The following is a 16,109-nucleotide window of genomic DNA, read 5'->3' on the forward strand; positions in this document are numbered from 1 at the left end:
GCACCTCCACGAAAAGTGACGGGGGTCACATTCGTGATACCAGGCAGTAGCTACCGCGAATAGTGCTCATGCCAAAATTGTTGAAGACCAAGGCCCTTGTGACATCGTCAGATGAACGAGACGTCAACTTTCCGGGTCGCGTTCTCACCCCCGCAGCCCTCGGCCCCACCCGCACACCCGGCCGCCGCTGACCCAGCCGTCGCAGGCTCAGCTCCGACGGGCTCAGCTCCGACGGGCTCAGCTCCGACGGGCTCAGCTGTCGCTGACTCAGCTTCTACCGACTGCCGCACTGGCTGCCGGACCGGCCGGATCAGCGGGGGAAGGCCGAACCGGTCGGCGGGAGTTCCTCGATCGTCTCGTTGGCGGCGGCCGGGACACCCAGCTCGATCACGGCTGCGGTGACCGCCGCCCGGGCCTGGCGCAGCCCGATCTCGCCCCAGCCGAGCAGCTCGACAGCCAGGCCGGGCGCGACCAGCAGCCGCCGGTAGTGCCGGCCTGAGGCCGGGTCGGGTGCGGTCGGCCCGACCGCGCGCAGGGCCGCCGCCATCCGTACCCGCGCGCACTCGTGGCCGCCGTTGGCCGAGCCGACCCGATCGTAGAGGTAGCCGAGGTAGTGCGGCGGACCGATGACCGCCTGCGCCTCCTCGTACGCCTCGCGCGCCAGCGCGGCGCCAGGATCGCCAGCGTCCTCCGGCTCCAGTGAGCCACCCGGCAGGCTGACCACGCCGTCCCTCGGGTTGACCAGCGTCAGCACCCGGCCGTCCGGAACGAAGAGCCAGCCCCAGGACTGCTTCACCGGCAGGGCCTCGGGTACCGCCTCGCCCGGCCGCCACGGCCAGCCGGCGGTGGGACGACGCCGCACGCGGCCGAGCAACTCGGCAATCTCCGCGCTGTACTCGATGCGGCTCATTCGTCCCCCTCCGGTGGTCGGGCCCGCCGGGTGTTGCGGTGCGTGGTCGGTTCAGGTCGGGGGACGACCGGGCAGGATGGTGCCGAGGCGCGCTCCGACCTGTTGATCTTCCCCGAACATCCGGTCGATGAACAGCCCTGACCGCCGCACGGGGCATGCCGCCAGCCGGCCGAAGTGCACGCGGGAGACCCGCCGAAAGCCCACCCGCAGCCGCGCCGGAGGCCGGCCGGAAGGCCCGCCGCAGCCTGATTGCCGCCGCACCGGGACTGATCTCATCAGAACCGATTCGTCGGGCCGGCCTCCTGCGGTTGTCGGATCAGTGTCCGATCTCACCCACCTCCCCGTCCGGCCTCACCGGCCCCACCGCCCGTCGGCGGGTCGTCCCACCCCGTCTGCCGGAGCGACAGCGGGAACCCCTCCCGGGCCGCCGATCGCCCCGGTGCGCCCTCCGGCGGATCGACGGCCAGCGCCGCAGCGGTCTCCAGCGCCGACATCGGCCGCAGCCAGCCGTCCACCAGCGCCCAGCCCCGCACCTCACGGCTCCCTTCCGGCCCGTCCAGGGTGTGCAGCAGCAACTCCCCCGACCCGTACCCGGCCACCGCGGCGGCGAGCGTGACGCAGAACGCCTCCACCTCCCGGCCGGAGGTCGTGAAGGCCCCGCGCTCCACACCCAGCTCGGCCCGCGCGGCCAGCTGCTCCCCGTCCACCAGGCCGACCGAGCGCAGCGTCAGCAGCTGCCGCCCCTCGCCCGCGCCCGCCCCGAGCGCCAGGTACACCCCGGACACGTACTGCAGCACGGCGGCCAGGCGATCCTCGGGGCAGTCCTCCCAGCCGACGGCGGCCAGCAGCGAGGAGCAGCCGATGGAGATCCGCACCCTGACCAGGTGGTCCGCGAGCAGGGCCGGGATCAGCTCGGCCAGGCGCTCGCCCCGGTAGACGAACGGCTCGCCGACCAGCTCCGGGTCCGCCGCGTAGGCGACCCGGGCCACCGGGTCGTCCTGGTCGAGCAGGTTCTGCTCGCAGAAGTCCGCGTAGTCGGTCGGCTCCAGGACGCGCAGGTGAACATCCAGACCCTCGCCTCGCAGGGCCCGCAGCTGGCCCTCGGTGCGGCACAGGTACTCGGCGTAGTCGGCCTCGCCGAACAGGCCCTGCCCGCGCAGCCGGGCGAAGTCGTCCGGGTCTGCGGCCAGCGCGAGCGCCACCGCCTGCCGCAGCACCCCGCCCGTCCCCCGGCGCCCCCGCCCCCGCTCACGGCCGCCCCGGGACTCCTCACCCCCCGACGACCCGCCCGCACCACCCGGCCGGGTCCCGGCCGTGCGCCTCAGCCCGTCCGGCTTTCTCCCGCCCGGCCTCCTCCCGCCCGACTTCTTCACCCTCGACACACTCGGCTTCGACACACTCGGCTTCGACGTGGACGACATAGCCCCTCCCTTGGGAACGCAACCGCCGGAGCACCCGCCGACAGCAGGCCACCGACACTCGCGACCATACAGAGCGTCACTGACAATCCACTCTCCGCAGCAGATCCGACTGCTCGTCACACCGCGCGCCCGCACCGTTCAGTGACTCCCTCTCAAGACCGGGGACCAGACAACTGCCGCATACGGCTGCGACTGCACGGCGAGGACGCAGACGGTGCCGAGTCAGCTGGAACCGGCCTCTCCCGTGATCAACCGACGACGTCGGAAAGGCGGCCCCGCCATGCCTGGTGGGGCCGCCTCGGTGTCAGCCGTCAACTTGGACGATCTGTCAGACGATCTTCTCGATGTACCCGAAAATGTCCGAGTCCGCCTCCCGCTGCCGGCTTCTTGTCGATGAGTCCAGCGCCGTTCCGGCTTGCGAGTTGGATCGAGGACTTCAAATGCGAGCGGGCCCTGCTGCCCCTCCATCAGGTGTGTGCGGCTGACGGTTGGCGCGATCTGCAGCCGCGGCGGCGAGGATGCCGCACGTGGCAGCGGTCAGCCCGAGGACCGCTGCCGCGGGGTTGACGTACCCGGGCACGGATGAGGTTGCGTAAGTGCCGCCGCTTTCGAGGCGGCATTCAAAACGGAGCGGCACGTAGCCGACTCGGTACCCGTCGACATGCAGCGCTCTCTCCAACCCGCCTTCGCGGCACGGCCTGATTGGGGAGGAGTCGGTTCCCCCGTCCTCCGCATCCAGGACCGCGAAGCCGACGTGGAGCACTCCCCACGCGTAGACGGCGACGGCACCCGCACCGGTAAGGAACGCCGTTGCACGCAGCCACACCGGTTGGGAACGCCCGCCGCTCTTGAACACGGCTACGAACCCACGGACAGTCAGGACCACTGCTGCGGCGATTCCGGACAACGAGGCTAGGAGAAACACGAGAAACAGCATGACGACGTTCCTAGCACGAACCGACTGCGGGCGCCCTGGAAGTCTCAACACACCGACCCGGCAGGGAAGACCAGTAACCCGGTGAACCTTCACGGTCACGGCACTGGCGCCGACCACCGACCCCGACCGGTCGCTGTCCAACCGGCCGGTCGGGGCACAGGGCAGGGCCTCAGGCCGTAGGCAGGGCCGACTCGCGCATGATGCACGGCTGGTCCTGCCAGGCGGCGTCACTTCGGCCCGGGACGTGCCGGGGTCAGCGGAATGCGGTGTCCGCTCCAATGGCCTCCACCGCGTCCAACTCGTCCAGCCGGGACTGGAGATGGGTGCGGATCCAGAGGAAGGCCTCCGCCCCCAGGGGGAGTCGGAGCGGCGGGTCGTCGAGGCCGACCGCGGCGATGATGGCCTCGGCGCCGCGGTAGGGGTCGCCCGGCTGGGTGCCGTGCGAAGCTTCGAGCGCCTTGCGTGCCGGGGCGATGAGCTCGGCGTAGTCCTCCATCGGCTCGCCCCACTGCAGCGATCGCCCGCCGAAGTCGGTGCGGAAGGGGCCGGGTTCCACGATGGTGACGCGAATGCCGAGGTGGGCGACTTCGGCCGCGAGGGCCTCGGACATCCCTTCCAGGGCGAACTTCGTCCCGGCGTACGCGGTGCCACCCGGCCCCGCCAGCACACCGATGACCGACGACATCTGCACGATACGGCCCGACCGCTGCCGTCGAAGAAGCGGCAGGACGGCGCGGGTGACCGTCATCGCGCCGAAGACGTTCGTCTCGAAGTTGTGCCGCAGATCGCTCTCGCTCAGCTCCTCGAACGCGCCGAGCAGCCCGGATCCGGCGTTGTTCACCAGCACGTCGATCCGGCCGAAGGCCCTCTCGGCTTCGGCCACCGCAAGGCGAATCGAGTCTGCGTCTGTCACGTCCAGCCTGACGGCCCGGACCCGGTCCGGCGCGAGCGCCACCAGATCATCGAGGCCGGCGATGTCCCGGGCGGTGGCAACAACCCGGTCGCCGTGGGCGACGACGGCCCGGGTGAGCTCTCGTCCGAAGCCGGAGCTGGTCCCGGTGATGAACCAGACCCGGCCCCCGCCGGACGTTTCTCCGTGCCGCTCGCTCATCGCGCTCCTCTTTCGTGTTGTCGCTCTCGGATGGCAGCCGGGCACACGTACGTGGACGTGCCGATACGATCACTGCCCCCGTGCCCCGGTGCACCCTAAAGGTCATCTCACGCCCCCGAGAAATGATTTTCCCGCTCTCCGGGCGTCGGCCTGCCCGGGCACAACTGTGTTCTGCCCCACCGCTCGGACCAGCATGGTCAGTGATCCCACGAGCCCGCGGCGGAATGGACACGCCTGCGGGCAGGACGAGCAGCCGGAACGCCAGAAGGCCCGGAGTGGATGTCCACTCCGGGCCTTCTGCGCCGGTGGGCCTAACAGGACTTGAACCTGTGGCCTCTTCCTTATCAGGGAAGCGCTCTAACCGTCTGAGCTATAGGCCCTTGCCGCACCGAAAGATTAGCGGACCGATGGCCGATCTCCCAAACGCATGAGGCTTCCTCATTCGCTCACAATGTGTTGCCGCAACTTCTCCCGGCGGCAGACCAGGTGGGTTTCGGCGCAGCTGTCACCACGCCTCCCGTCCGTCATGGAGGTAGCGGGTGCAGCCGTGAGCGAGAGCCAACGCTGCGGCGTCCTGTGCGCTGCGAGTGGCGCGAGGTCCAGTACCGCCGGTGGTGCAGGCCGCTGTCGAGCGCCTCGTAGGACGGCCCACCGCCTCCGCCCCTTCTTGGCCGGCGGCGCCGTCGTCGGCGGGGTGTCCTTGCCGGAGGTCCCCCGGTGGCTCGGGCGCAGCTCCGTCGAGATCACTGCGGAGATCTACGGTCACCCGTCCCCCGGTGCGGGTGAGAGGCTGAGGGTCGTGATGGACGGGGCGTTGTCAGAGGCAGCTGTGATACTCGGTGCCGACCGGTTGAACCCGTGCTGGCTGCGTGCTGACCCGGAGGGAGCAGAAGTGGCAAACATGCAGGTGAGGGCAGTTCGGTGAGACTGCTGCATACCTCCGACTGGCACCTGGGGCGCTCCTTCCACCGGGAGAGCCTGCACGATGCCCAGCGCGCCTTCCTCGACCACCTGGTGGCGGTGGTCGAGGAGTACGGGGTCGAGGCGGTGCTGGTCTCGGGCGATGTGTACGACCGGGCGCTGCCGGGGCTGGAGGCGGTCGCGCTCTTCGACGACGTGCTGCACCGGCTCGCCGAGTCGGGCGTACCCACGGTCTTCATCAGCGGCAACCACGATTCGGCGCGGCGACTCGGTGTGGGCGCCGGCCTGATCGAGAAGGCCGGTATCCATCTGCGCACCGACCCCCAGGGGTGCGCCGTTCCCGTGCTGCTGGCCGACGAGCACGGCCCGGTCGCCGTCTACGGGCTGCCGTACCTGGAGCCTGCGCTCACCCGTGAGCGGTTCGGGCTGGACAAGGGGGGCCACGCCGAAGTGCTCCACGCAGCGATGGAGCGGGTCAGGGCCGACCTGGCGGCCCGCCCGCCCGGTACCAGGGCGGTGGTGCTGGCACACGCCTTCGTCACGGGCGGCGAGCCGAGCGACAGCGAGCGCGACATCACGGTCGGCGGTGTGGCGAGCGTCCCGGCCTCGGTCTTCGACGGCGTGCACTACGCGGCGCTCGGCCATCTGCACGGCTGCCAGACCCTGGCCCCGCACCTGCGCTACAGCGGCTCCCCGCTGGCGTACTCCTTCTCCGAGGTGCATCAGCGCAAGACCATGTGGCTGGTCGATCTCGCCGCCGACGGTTCGGTCTCGGCCGAGCGGATCGACTGCCCGGTGCCCCGGCCGCTGGCCAGGCTCAGAGGGCGGCTGGAGCAGCTCCTGGACGACCCCGAGCTGGCGGTGCACGAGGAGTCCTGGGTGCAGGTCACCCTCACCGACCCGGCCCGCCCGGCCAATCCGATGGAGGAGTTGCGGCGGCGCTTCCCGCACACCCTCCAGCTGCTCTTCGAGCCGGAGCGGCCCCCCGGCGAGGAGCAGCAGTCGTACGCGGACCGGGTCAGCGGGCGTGCGGACTTGGAGATCGCCGAGGGTTTCGTCCGCCATGTACGTCCCGGTGGCGAGCTGGACGAGCTGGAGCAGGGCTGGCTGCGGGAGGCATTCGAGAGCGTCCGCCTGGCCACCGAGCACGAGCAGGAGCTGCCCCGATGAGACTGCACCAGCTGACGGTCACCGCCTTCGGCCCGTTCGCGGGCACGGAGCAGGTGGACTTCGACCACCTCGCCTCCGGCGGTCTCTTCCTGCTGCGCGGCGCCACCGGTGCCGGGAAGAGCAGCGTGCTGGACGCGGTCTGCTTCGCGCTCTACGGCGAGGTGCCCGGCGCGCGGAAGGGCAATCCGCTGCGCAGCGACCACGCCGAGCCGCTGGTGCTCACCGAGGTCCGCCTGGAGCTGACCCTGGGCGGGCGCCGCCTGGAGATCACCCGCAGCCCCGAGCAGCGGCGCCCCAAGCGCCGGGGCACCGGTACGACCGTCGAGAAGCCGCAGACGCTGCTGCGCGAATGGTCCGCCGACCTCGGTGACGGCACGCCGGGCTGGCGGGCGCTCAGCCGCTCGCACCAGGAGGCCGGGGAGGAGATCCGGCGGCTGATCGGGATGAGCCGCGAGCAGTTCTGCCAGGTGGTGCTGCTGCCGCAGGGCGACTTCGCCCGCTTTCTGCGTGCCGACGCCAACGACCGGGCGGCGCTGCTGCGGCAGCTTTTCGACACCGGGCGGTTCGACCTGGTCGAGCGCTGGCTCGGCGAGCAGCGGCGCAAGCACGAGGCAGCGGTACAGGACGGCCGGCTGCGGCTGCGCGATCTCGCCAGCCGCGCTCAGGAGGCGGCGGGCCCGGACGCCGAGCCGCCGACCGACTGGGTGCCGGGTGAGGACGCTGCCGGGTCCGCGTCGGCAGCCGGGGGGCTGGCCGCAGGGGTGCTCGGCTGGGCCGCGATCCTGCGCAACGACGCCGCAGAGCAGTTGGCGGTGGCGCGCTCGGCCCTGGCCGAGGCCGAGGCCGCCCAGACGACTGCTCAGCGCCGTCAGCAGCGGGCCGACGAGCTGGCCGACCGTCAGCGCCGCCATCGGGCAGCCGCCGTGGAGGCCCGTCGCCTGCACGAGTCGGCCGAGCAACTGACCTTGGACGAGCGGCGCCTGGCTGCCGCCCAGGCGGCGCTGGGTGTGGAGTCGGTCCTGCGGCTGCGCGACAGTGCGGCAGCCGCGCAGCAGGCTGCCCTGCAGGCCGAACGAGACCGTCGCGCAGCCCTCGCACGCCTCGCCATCCCCTGGCCCGCCGAGCACTCCACACCCTGGCACGGCACCGACCGCTCCGCCGCTGCGGGTGACTCCGGGTACCGGCCCGGGGAGGCGGAACTCGCAGAGGCCGAGCGGCTGTTGCAGGCGCAGCTCGGCCGGCTGGAGGCGGCACGGGCCGATGAGCGGCGCCAGGCCGAGCTGAGCCGGGAGCAGGCACAGCTCGTGGCCGAGCGGGCGCGAGCGGAGGAGCTCGCGGAGGAGGCCCAGGACTGGCTGTTGGACTTCGACGGCAGACTGAAGTCGTTGCAGGAGGAGCAGGAGGCCGCCCGGGCGGCCGGGGCCAGGGTCGAGCAACTGGATTCCCGCTGTGCCGAGTTGGGTGCCCGTCTCACCGCGGCCGTCCGCCGGGACGAGCTGCACGCCCGGATCGCCGGGGCGGAGGCGGAGTTGTCCGGCCTGCGCGGCAGGGCTCAGGATGCGCGCGAGCACAGTCTGGACCTGCGGGAGCGCCGTCTGGCGGGCATGGCAGCGGAGTTGGCGGGGCAGCTGCGCCAGGACGAGCCCTGCCGGGTCTGCGGCTCCCAGGCGCACCCCGCCCCGGCGCAGCCGGGCGACGCGTCGGTGGGTGCGGCGGACGAGGCATCGGCCCGTGCCGTCCAGTCGCGGGCCGAGCAGACCCTGTCGGCGGCGGAGTCGGCCCTGACGATGCTGCGGGTCGAGGAGGCGGCGGCCTCGGGCGCCGCGGGGGCGCAGGGGGTTGCCGCGTTGGAGGCGGCTCTGGCGGAGTCCGAGCAGCATCGTCGTTCGGCACTGCGCGCGACCGAGGGGCTTGAGCGGCTGGAGCAGCGGATCGCCCGGCTGACGGATGAGCAGTCCCGGCGGCAGGCCCAGTTGCGGCAGGCGGGGGCGAGCAGTGCGGCCCTGGCGGCCAGGGAGCAGGCAGTCGCCGGGGAGCAGCGCGAGTTGGAGCAGCGCGTCAGTGCGGCGCGAGCCGACGCCCCGTCGGTTGCCGCCCGGGCCGCCGCGCTCACCTCGCTCGCGGATGCGGTGGTGGCGGCCCTGGCCGCCGTCCGTGGCTCGACCGAGGCCGCGGCCCGGCTGGCGGAGGCCGAGGCGGAGCTGGTCCGGACGAGCCTGGAGGCAGGCTTCGCCGCCCCCGAGGCGGCCCGCGCGGCGCTGCTGCCCGCCGCCGAACGCCTGGCGTTGCAGGCGCGCCTGGAGCAGCAACGCACGGCCCGCGATGCGGTCGAGCGTGTGCTGACCGATCCGGAGCTGGTTGCGGCGGCTGCCCTGCCTGCGGTCGATCCCGGCGCGGTCTCGGCGGAGCTCCGGTCGGCCACCGTCCGGCTCAGGGCGACTTCGGCCGTGGAGAGCACCGCCGTCGAGCGCTGCGCCGCGCTGGCGCGGATCGGCCGTGAGCTGGCGGCACTGGCCACCGGTCTGACCCCGGCGCTGGAGCGGTACGGGCGGATCAGCCGGCTGGCCGGTCTCGCTTCCGGCACCTCGTCGGAGAACGTGCTGCGGATGCGCCTGGAGTCGTACGTGCTGGCGGCGAGGCTGGAGCAGGTGGCACAGCGGGCGAGCGACCGGCTGGTGCGGATGTCCGGCGGTCGCTACACCCTCGTCCACAGTGACGACCGGGTGGCGGGCAACCGGCGCTCCGGCCTGGCGCTGCGGGTGGTGGACGCCTGGACGGGCATCGACCGGGACACGGCGACACTCTCCGGTGGGGAGAGCTTCTTCGCCTCGCTCGCCCTGGCACTCGGCCTGGCCGATGTGGTGACGGACGAGGCGGGCGGGATGCCGCTGGACACGCTCTTCATCGACGAGGGCTTCGGCAGCCTCGACGAGCAGGCGCTGGAGGAGGTGATGGACGTCCTGGACGGTCTGCGCGAGCGGGACCGGGCGGTCGGCATCGTGAGCCATGTCGCCGATCTGCGGTCCCGGATTCCCACGCAGCTCCTGGTCCGCAAGGGCCGCCACGGCTCCACCCTCCGCCTGACCGCCCGCGCGGACGGCTAGCGGGCGGGCTGCGAGCGCTGGGCGTCAGGGCACGCCTGCCGTGCGGGCCCCGTTCAGCCGGAGCAGGCGATGCGCTGGGCCTGCTGCCAGGTGCAGACCGGGCAGAGGGTGATCCCTGGGTGGTCGGCGGGCAGTTCGGTCGGTTCGCCGCACTGGACGCAGTCGGCGCGCGGCCCGGTGAGTCCCGGGTCGTGGGTGAGCGCCTGGACGGCGTCCGTGTCCGGGGCGAGTGCGCACTGCTGGGTGTCGTCCGTCATGCCGCCTTCCTACCCCGCCCGCCCGGCCTCCGGCAAGCAGTGAGCGGGCGGGCACGCGAACCCTCGCGGGCGGGCGGGCAGCCCTAGCCGAGGAAGGAGAGCCGTACGGTGCGGCGTGGGTTGTCCCCGTTGGTGTCGACCAGGACGATCGACTGCCAGACGCCCAGCGCCAGCTGCCCTCCGATGACCGGCAGGGTGGCATGCGGGGCGATCAGCCCGGGGAGCACATGGTCGCGGCCGTGGCCGGGGCTGCCGTGGCGGTGGCGCCAGCGGTCGTCGGCCGGGAGCAGGTCGCGCAGGATCGCGAGCAGGTCGTCGTCGCTTCCGGCGCCGGTCTCGATCACCGCGACTCCGGCGGTGGCATGCGGGACGAAGACGTTGAGGAGGCCGTCCCGCCCCCTTGCGGCCGTGTCCAGGAAGGCCGCACAGCGGTCGGTGATGTCGAGGGCGACCTCGCCGGTGCCGGTGGTGATCTCGAAGGTGATGGAATGGAAGGTGTCCGCCATGGTGCCATCCTGGCTCACCGCGCACCGCCGCGGGCACCGGGGCTCGCCGTTCGTCAGGTCGACTCCGCCGACGCCGCACACCGCCCCGGGCATCGCGACACATCGGCTCGGCCGAGACTTCGGGCAGATCGACTTGGACCGATCACCTCAGGCAGATCACGGTGCCCGGACAGCACTGAGACCCGACGGACCTTCAGGTCCATCGGGTCGGGCCGACCGAGTCCGCACGGAGCGGACCGGACCGTCAGCCCCGACTGCCGAACAGGCTGCGCTTCAGCCTGCGCAGCGGTGCCAGCAGCAGTACCCGCGTGGTGCGGCGCCGGGAGGCCGGACTGGTCGTACCACGTGGTGTCAGCTCTCTTATCAGACACAGCGCCTCCGCTGTGTCCACTGTCGAGAGCGCCGGAGCCCCCAGCACCGACAGGTGACGGTCGATCCGACGGCCGGTCGCGCCGACTCCGCACTGGATCGCCGGCACCCGAGGCCGACTCCGCACTTGCATCTGTTCCATCTGTTTCCCACCCCTACGAGGCGCCAGGGCCGTGGCGAAGACTATCCGTGAGAGACGGCCTTCGCGCAACCGTCCTGGTGTCCTGCCACCGTATCGTGCGAAGCGAACTGACGCTTCACCAGGAGGCCGTGGCTTCGGTCACGACTGCGCATCAACCTGACGGACCGACGGGCCCGAGGAGACCAGGTCAGCGCACCGATGGGCCGACGATCCCGGACTTCGGCGAATCACAGTGAACTCCGCGTGCAGGGCGCATGGTTCAAGCACTGTGCGCCGGGCGCACACTCGGGCCGCCGCCCGACCCCGACCTCCTGGCGCGCGGGTCGGCCACTGCCTCCTGTACGCCTGCCACCGCCCGTTGCGCCGCCACTGCGCGCCGAGCGCGGTCAGGCATCAGCCCTTCAGCACCGGGCCGACCGTCGGGGACGTGATCGGGGAGGCGTTCGACTGCGAGCTCACGGGCGCCCCCAGGGGCGGGAGGAGGGAGGGCACGCCGGGCCGGCGCAGCCACTGTAAGACTTCGTGTCAATACCGAAGCCCGATCCGGCCCCGGCAACGGCCTGAACGGGATCGGGGACGGATGCTTCAGGAAATGAACACAACGAAGGGATTGACGCCTTCGCTCCTTACAAGCAATATCTCTACCAACGCGGACGCCCGGACCACACTCCCGGCGTCCCCCGGTCGGATGAATTCGTCCGAGCCCAACTGAATTCGACAGCTGAAGAACTTCCGACGCCAGCTATAAGTCACTGTCCGGCCGCCTCGACGCTGCGGCGGCCCGGCTACAGCTGGCGTACGGACCGGCGGCCGACCGTTGAGGGTCGGTCCGGCCGCCACCGGACTGCCGGTGCCGCCGCTCGAACGGCGCGGCACCGGCGGTCGCTTTTTCCGCCACCTGCGCCGTCTTTGCGCCACCTCTCCGTTGCCCGAGCGTCACCGAACGCCCACTCTGCGTGCATCACAGCTCAGTACAGTGATACGAGCGGTACCGAGCGGCCTGCTGACGGCCCAGCACCCATTAAGCGGAGTGAACCAGCGTGAGTCCCCTCCTGAGCATCGTGCTGCCAGTCCACGGAGTGGAGCTCTTCCTCCCTCACTGCCTCGACTCACTCGGCGTGGGCGCCCCCGGCTCGGCCACGGACGACCCGGCGCCGGCGGGCGCGATCGAGGTGATCGCGGTGGACGACCGCTCTCCAGACGGCTGCGGCGCGATCCTGGACGACTACGCGGCCCGGGACCCGAGGCTGCGAGTCCTGCACCTCGCCGAGAACCAGGGCCTCGGCGGCGCCCGCACCAGGGGCCTGGCCGAGGCCCGCGGACGGTACGTCTGGTTCGTGGACAGCGACGACTGGCTGCCCGAGGGCGCCCTGGCCGCGGTCACCGCCGAGCTGCTCAAGGACGAGGGCTCCGACCCGCCCGTGGACGTCCTGCTCACCGACTTCACCCACGTCTATCCCGACGGCGTCACCGAACCCAACCCCTGGCGCCGCCTGCTGGCCGGATCCCCGCTCGTCGAGGGCTGCACCGCACGCGAGCACCCGGCCCTGATGCAGACCGTGATGGCCGTCTGGAACAAGGTCTTCCGCCGCGAGTTCCTGCTGGATCTGGGAGTCTGCTTCGGACGCGGCTACTACGAGGACATCTCCGTCACCTATCCGGCCCTGGTCACCGCCCGCCGCCTGCGGTACCTCGACCGCCCCTGCTACACCTACCGGCGCGGGCGGCCCGGCGCGATCACCAGCACGGCGTCCCCCAAGCACGCGGACGCCTTCGCCCAGTACGACGCGATCTTCGCCTTCCTGGACCGTCGGGGCATCGGCACCGCGGGCCAGGACGCACTGCGCAACCTGGTCTTCGACCGCACGGTCAAACAGGCCCTGACCATCTACGACACACCCGGCCTGGTCCCGACCGCGCTGCGCGGCGACTTCTTCCACCGGATCGGCGAACACTTCGGTCGCCATCGCCCGCCCGGTTACCGCTACCCCTCGGGTCTGCGCGGCATCCAGTACCGGGTGCTGGCCTCCGGCTCCCGGCGCGCGTACGGCGAACTGCGCCGCACCAGGCGGATTCCGCGCGCCCTGCGCCGCCGGGCCGGGGCGATGGTCCCGGCCGTCCGCAAGGGGATGCGCAGCGGAGCCAGGCACGCGGTGTACAGCACGCTGCGGCGGCTGCCGCTCGACGAGCAGCTGGCGGTCTACGCCGCGTACTGGCACCGGGGTTACGCCTGCAATCCCGCCGCGATCTACGAGAAGGCCCGCGAACTGGCCCCGCAGGTGCGCGGGGTCTGGGTGGTGGAGACCAGGGCGCAGGCGGCCGCACTGCCCGCCGGGGTGCCGTACGTACTGGTGAACACCCCGGCCTACCTGCGGGTGATGGCGACCGCCAAGTACTTCGTCAACAATGTCAACTTCCCGCACACGATGGCCAAGCGGCCGGGCACGGTGCATGTGCAGACCCAGCACGGCACTCCGCTCAAGAGCATGGGCATGGACCTGCGGGACCATCCGATCGCGGCCGAGGGCATGGACTTCGACCGGCTGCGCGAGGCCGTGGCGCGGTGGGACTTCCTGGTCTCCCCCAACCCGCACACCAGCGAACACTTCAGCCGCGCCTTCCCCGGCCGCTACGAGCTGCTGGAGACCGGCTATCCGCGCAACGACCGACTCGCCAACGCGACGGCCGCCGAGGTCGCGGCGGTGCGCGAGCGCTTCGGCCTGGCGGAGGGCGAGCGAGCCGTGCTGTACGCGCCGACGCACCGTGAGGGCGAGGGCGGGTACGTGCCCCGGCTCGACCTGCGTGAGCTCGCCGGGCGGCTCGGCTCCCGGTACACGCTGCTGCTGCGCACCCACTACTTCCACACCGGCGGCACCGGGGAGTTGACGACCGGTGCGGGTGCCGCGCGGATCGTCGACGTCTCGGCACACCCCACCGTCGAGGATCTCTGTCTGGCCGCCGACGCACTGGTGACCGACTACTCCTCACTGATGTTCGACTACGCCGTCCTCGACCGTCCGATGGTGGTCTTCGCCCCGGACTGGGCGGAGTACTGCCGCGTCCGGGGCGTGTACTTCGACCTGCTCACCGCTCCCCCGGGCGCCGTCACCACCGACACCGCCCAGGTGGCCGACGCGCTGCTGGCCGGCGACCCGGAGGCGGCGGCGCGAGCGGCCTTCCGCGAGCGGTTCTGTCCCTGGGACGACGGCCGGGCGGCCGAGCGCGTGGTCCGCCGGATCTTCCCGCTGGCCGAGCCCACCGGGCAGAGCACCGAGCGGAGTTCGCCGCACCCGGCCGCCGTCGGTCACGGGGAAACCGTCTGAGTTCCCTCCGGGTTCTCTGCGGCCCCTCCCTGATACGACGTCGGTCTTGCACCGTCCAGGGGCGCGGGGCTCTGCCCGCCGCTCGAAGGTCCGCCCGGGCCCAGGTCCGCCCGACAGGGTCTAGAACTGCCCCAGCCAGGCTTCTTCGAGGTCCAGGGTGCGCTGGAGGTTGCCGCGTACCGAGTCGCTGACCCTGTTCTCCGCGTACAACTCTTGAAGGGTTGCCGACTCGACCGCGATCAGGTCCCGGCGCAGGCGGCGGTAGTCGGAGACGGTGGCCGCGTCCGCGTCGGACGCGGGGTCGGTGGTGGCGAGTTGGGCCTGGTCGATCCTGAACTGGAGGTCGCGGCGCATCCGGTCGGCGACCACGGGTGAGACGCCGTCGGTCTCCGTCATCTCCTCCAGGCGGTCCAGCGCGGCGACCAGGATCCGGTTGACCGCCTGTGCCTCCTCGCGCTCGCTGTCCTCGGGCTCCAGCGCGATGCCCGAGGCCCGGACCACCGGGGCCAGGGTGAAGCCCTGGACCACCAGGGTGAAGGCGACCACCGACGTGGTGAGGACCAGGACCAACTCCCGGTAGGGCAGCCGTGTGCCGTCGTCGGCGACCAGTGGAACGGTGAGCGCGGCGGCGAGCGGCATCACACCGCGCGTACCGGCCCAGGTCATCACGGCAGGCACCCGCCAGGAGAGCCGTCCCGCCGACTGCCCCTGCTGCTGCACACGGTGGCGGTGCATGAACCAGGCCGTCGGACCGATCCAGAGCAGCCGGATGACGATCACCGCGAGGGCGATCAACAGGGCCTGCCAGGTCCAGGCCCACCGCTGCCCACCCAGGTCCCCTGTCGTTGCGAGCAGTTCCAGCATCCCGGGCAGTTCGAGGCCGATCAGGGCGAAGACCACGCTCTCAAGCACGAACACCACCGTCCCGTACACCGCGTGCACCTGGAGGCGGATATGGGCATTGGTCAGCCGGTGGCTCTGCGCACCCAGCGCGACCCCCGCCACCACCACGGCCGTGACACCGGAGGTGTGCAGGTCCTCGGCGATCACATACGCCGCGTACGGGGTGACCAGTGCGGTGACGGTCTCCAGCACCGGATCCTCGGTCCTGCTGCGGATGTACGCCACGACGGCCGCCACCGCGCCGCCGGCCACCGCGCCACCGCCGGCCAGCAGCAGGAACTCCCCGGCGGCGGACGACAGCGAGACCGAACCGGCCGCGACCGCCATCGAGACGGCCACCTTGAACAACACCAGGCTGGTTGCGTCGTTGAACAGACTCTCGGACTGCACCAGGGTCTGGACCCGGGGCGGCAGCGCCAGTCTCCGCCCCAGCGCGGTGACCGCGACAGGGTCGGTGGAGGCCAGGACGGCACCCAGTACGAAGGCCATCGCCGGCGGGAGCGGCGTGATGGCACTGGCGATCGCACCGACGCTGAACGCGGAGGCCAGCACCAGGCCGAGCGCCAGCACCGTGACGGGCCGCCAGACCGCGCGCAGCTCGCGCCAGGAGATCTCCTCGGCCGAGGCGTAGAGCAGTGGCGGCAGCACGGCCACACTGATGACCTCGGGCGGCACCCGGACGGTCGGGACGAACGGCAGTGTCCCGACCAGCACTCCGGCCACCACCAGCAGCGACGGCGCGGGAATGCTCCACCGTCGGGCGCCGGTGGCAACGGCCGTGGCCAGCACCACCAGCAGCAGGACGGTCGTGACACCGCTCATCGGTCGTTCTCGCGGTGCGCGGCTCTGGGTATTGGCAGACTCACCTGCGCGGGCCTCCGGGCTCGGGACAGCGGGGGCCGACGCGGTGTCACCCCCCTTTTATCATCGGTTTCGCGTACAACCATACGCAGCGCGTGACGAGGATCGCAGCCGTCCACGGACCGTCGCAGTGGACGGCCGCGGGGGTACATGACGTAACCTGCGGTCTGACCT

11 protein-coding genes and 1 tRNA gene are annotated in these 16,109 nt (G+C 71.8%); 3 read left to right on the forward strand and 9 right to left on the reverse strand.

Annotated elements, in window-relative coordinates; genetic code table 11:
* Positions 1-310: 310 nt before the first annotated feature.
* The 5 genes from P3T39_RS12425 to P3T39_RS12445 form a co-directional block, all read right to left on the reverse strand.
* Positions 311-910, reverse strand: coding sequence for a hypothetical protein (locus tag P3T39_RS12425; RefSeq protein WP_280697563.1), 600 nt, complete (start codon positions 908-910; stop codon positions 311-313).
* Positions 911-1,239: 329 nt separating this feature from the next.
* A complete protein-coding gene (locus tag P3T39_RS12430) occupies positions 1,240-2,127 on the reverse strand; it encodes a hypothetical protein (RefSeq protein WP_280697564.1) in 888 nt (295 codons plus the stop codon).
* Between the two features lie 640 nt (positions 2,128-2,767).
* The gene (locus P3T39_RS12435; RefSeq protein ID WP_280697565.1) at positions 2,768-3,268 is read right to left on the reverse strand and encodes a hypothetical protein; all 501 of its coding nucleotides are present in this window, start codon (positions 3,266-3,268) and stop codon (positions 2,768-2,770) included.
* A gap of 253 nt (positions 3,269-3,521) precedes the next feature.
* The gene (locus P3T39_RS12440) at positions 3,522-4,379 is read right to left on the reverse strand and encodes an oxidoreductase (protein WP_280697566.1); all 858 of its coding nucleotides are present in this window, start codon (positions 4,377-4,379) and stop codon (positions 3,522-3,524) included.
* Between the two features lie 306 nt (positions 4,380-4,685).
* Positions 4,686-4,759: transfer RNA gene (locus P3T39_RS12445), tRNA-Ile, on the reverse strand.
* A 541-nt stretch (positions 4,760-5,300) separates the two neighbouring features.
* On the opposite strand from P3T39_RS12445, the gene P3T39_RS12450 reads away from it, so the two are divergent.
* Positions 5,301-6,470: an exonuclease SbcCD subunit D gene (locus P3T39_RS12450; RefSeq protein WP_280697567.1), complete on the forward strand. Its 1,170-nt coding sequence runs from the start codon at positions 5,301-5,303 to the stop codon at positions 6,468-6,470.
* Positions 6,467-9,574 (forward strand): SMC family ATPase, encoded by a 3,108-nt coding sequence (locus tag P3T39_RS12455; protein WP_280697568.1) that lies wholly within the window; start codon positions 6,467-6,469, stop codon positions 9,572-9,574. Before P3T39_RS12450 ends, P3T39_RS12455 begins: the two co-directional genes overlap by 4 nt.
* A gap of 53 nt (positions 9,575-9,627) precedes the next feature.
* Here P3T39_RS12455 and P3T39_RS12460 read toward each other — a convergent pair whose 3' ends face one another.
* From P3T39_RS12460 to P3T39_RS12470, 3 genes are all read right to left on the reverse strand, one after another.
* Positions 9,628-9,831 carry a hypothetical protein gene (locus tag P3T39_RS12460; protein ID WP_280697569.1) on the reverse strand — a complete coding sequence of 68 codons (204 nt, stop codon included), beginning with the start codon at positions 9,829-9,831 and terminating at the stop codon, positions 9,628-9,630.
* An 83-nt stretch (positions 9,832-9,914) separates the two neighbouring features.
* Positions 9,915-10,337 (reverse strand): YjbQ family protein, encoded by a 423-nt coding sequence (locus tag P3T39_RS12465; RefSeq protein ID WP_280697570.1) that lies wholly within the window; start codon positions 10,335-10,337, stop codon positions 9,915-9,917.
* Positions 10,338-10,581: 244 nt separating this feature from the next.
* Complete coding sequence (locus P3T39_RS12470; RefSeq protein WP_280697571.1) at positions 10,582-10,848, reverse strand: hypothetical protein; 267 nt, start codon at positions 10,846-10,848, stop codon at positions 10,582-10,584.
* A gap of 1,040 nt (positions 10,849-11,888) precedes the next feature.
* Here P3T39_RS12470 and P3T39_RS12475 point away from each other — a divergent pair.
* Positions 11,889-14,171, forward strand: coding sequence for a bifunctional glycosyltransferase/CDP-glycerol:glycerophosphate glycerophosphotransferase (locus P3T39_RS12475; RefSeq protein ID WP_280697572.1), 2,283 nt, complete (start codon positions 11,889-11,891; stop codon positions 14,169-14,171).
* 120 nt (positions 14,172-14,291) lie between these two features.
* On the opposite strand, the gene P3T39_RS12480 is transcribed toward P3T39_RS12475, so the two are convergent.
* Entirely contained in the window at positions 14,292-15,896 is a 1,605-nt protein-coding gene (locus P3T39_RS12480) for a Na+/H+ antiporter (protein WP_280697573.1), read from the reverse strand.
* Positions 15,897-16,109: the final 213 nt, after the last annotated feature.

Source organism: Kitasatospora sp. GP82 (assembly GCF_029892105.1).
In the GTDB taxonomy this organism is placed as follows: Bacteria; Actinomycetota; Actinomycetes; order Streptomycetales; family Streptomycetaceae; genus Kitasatospora.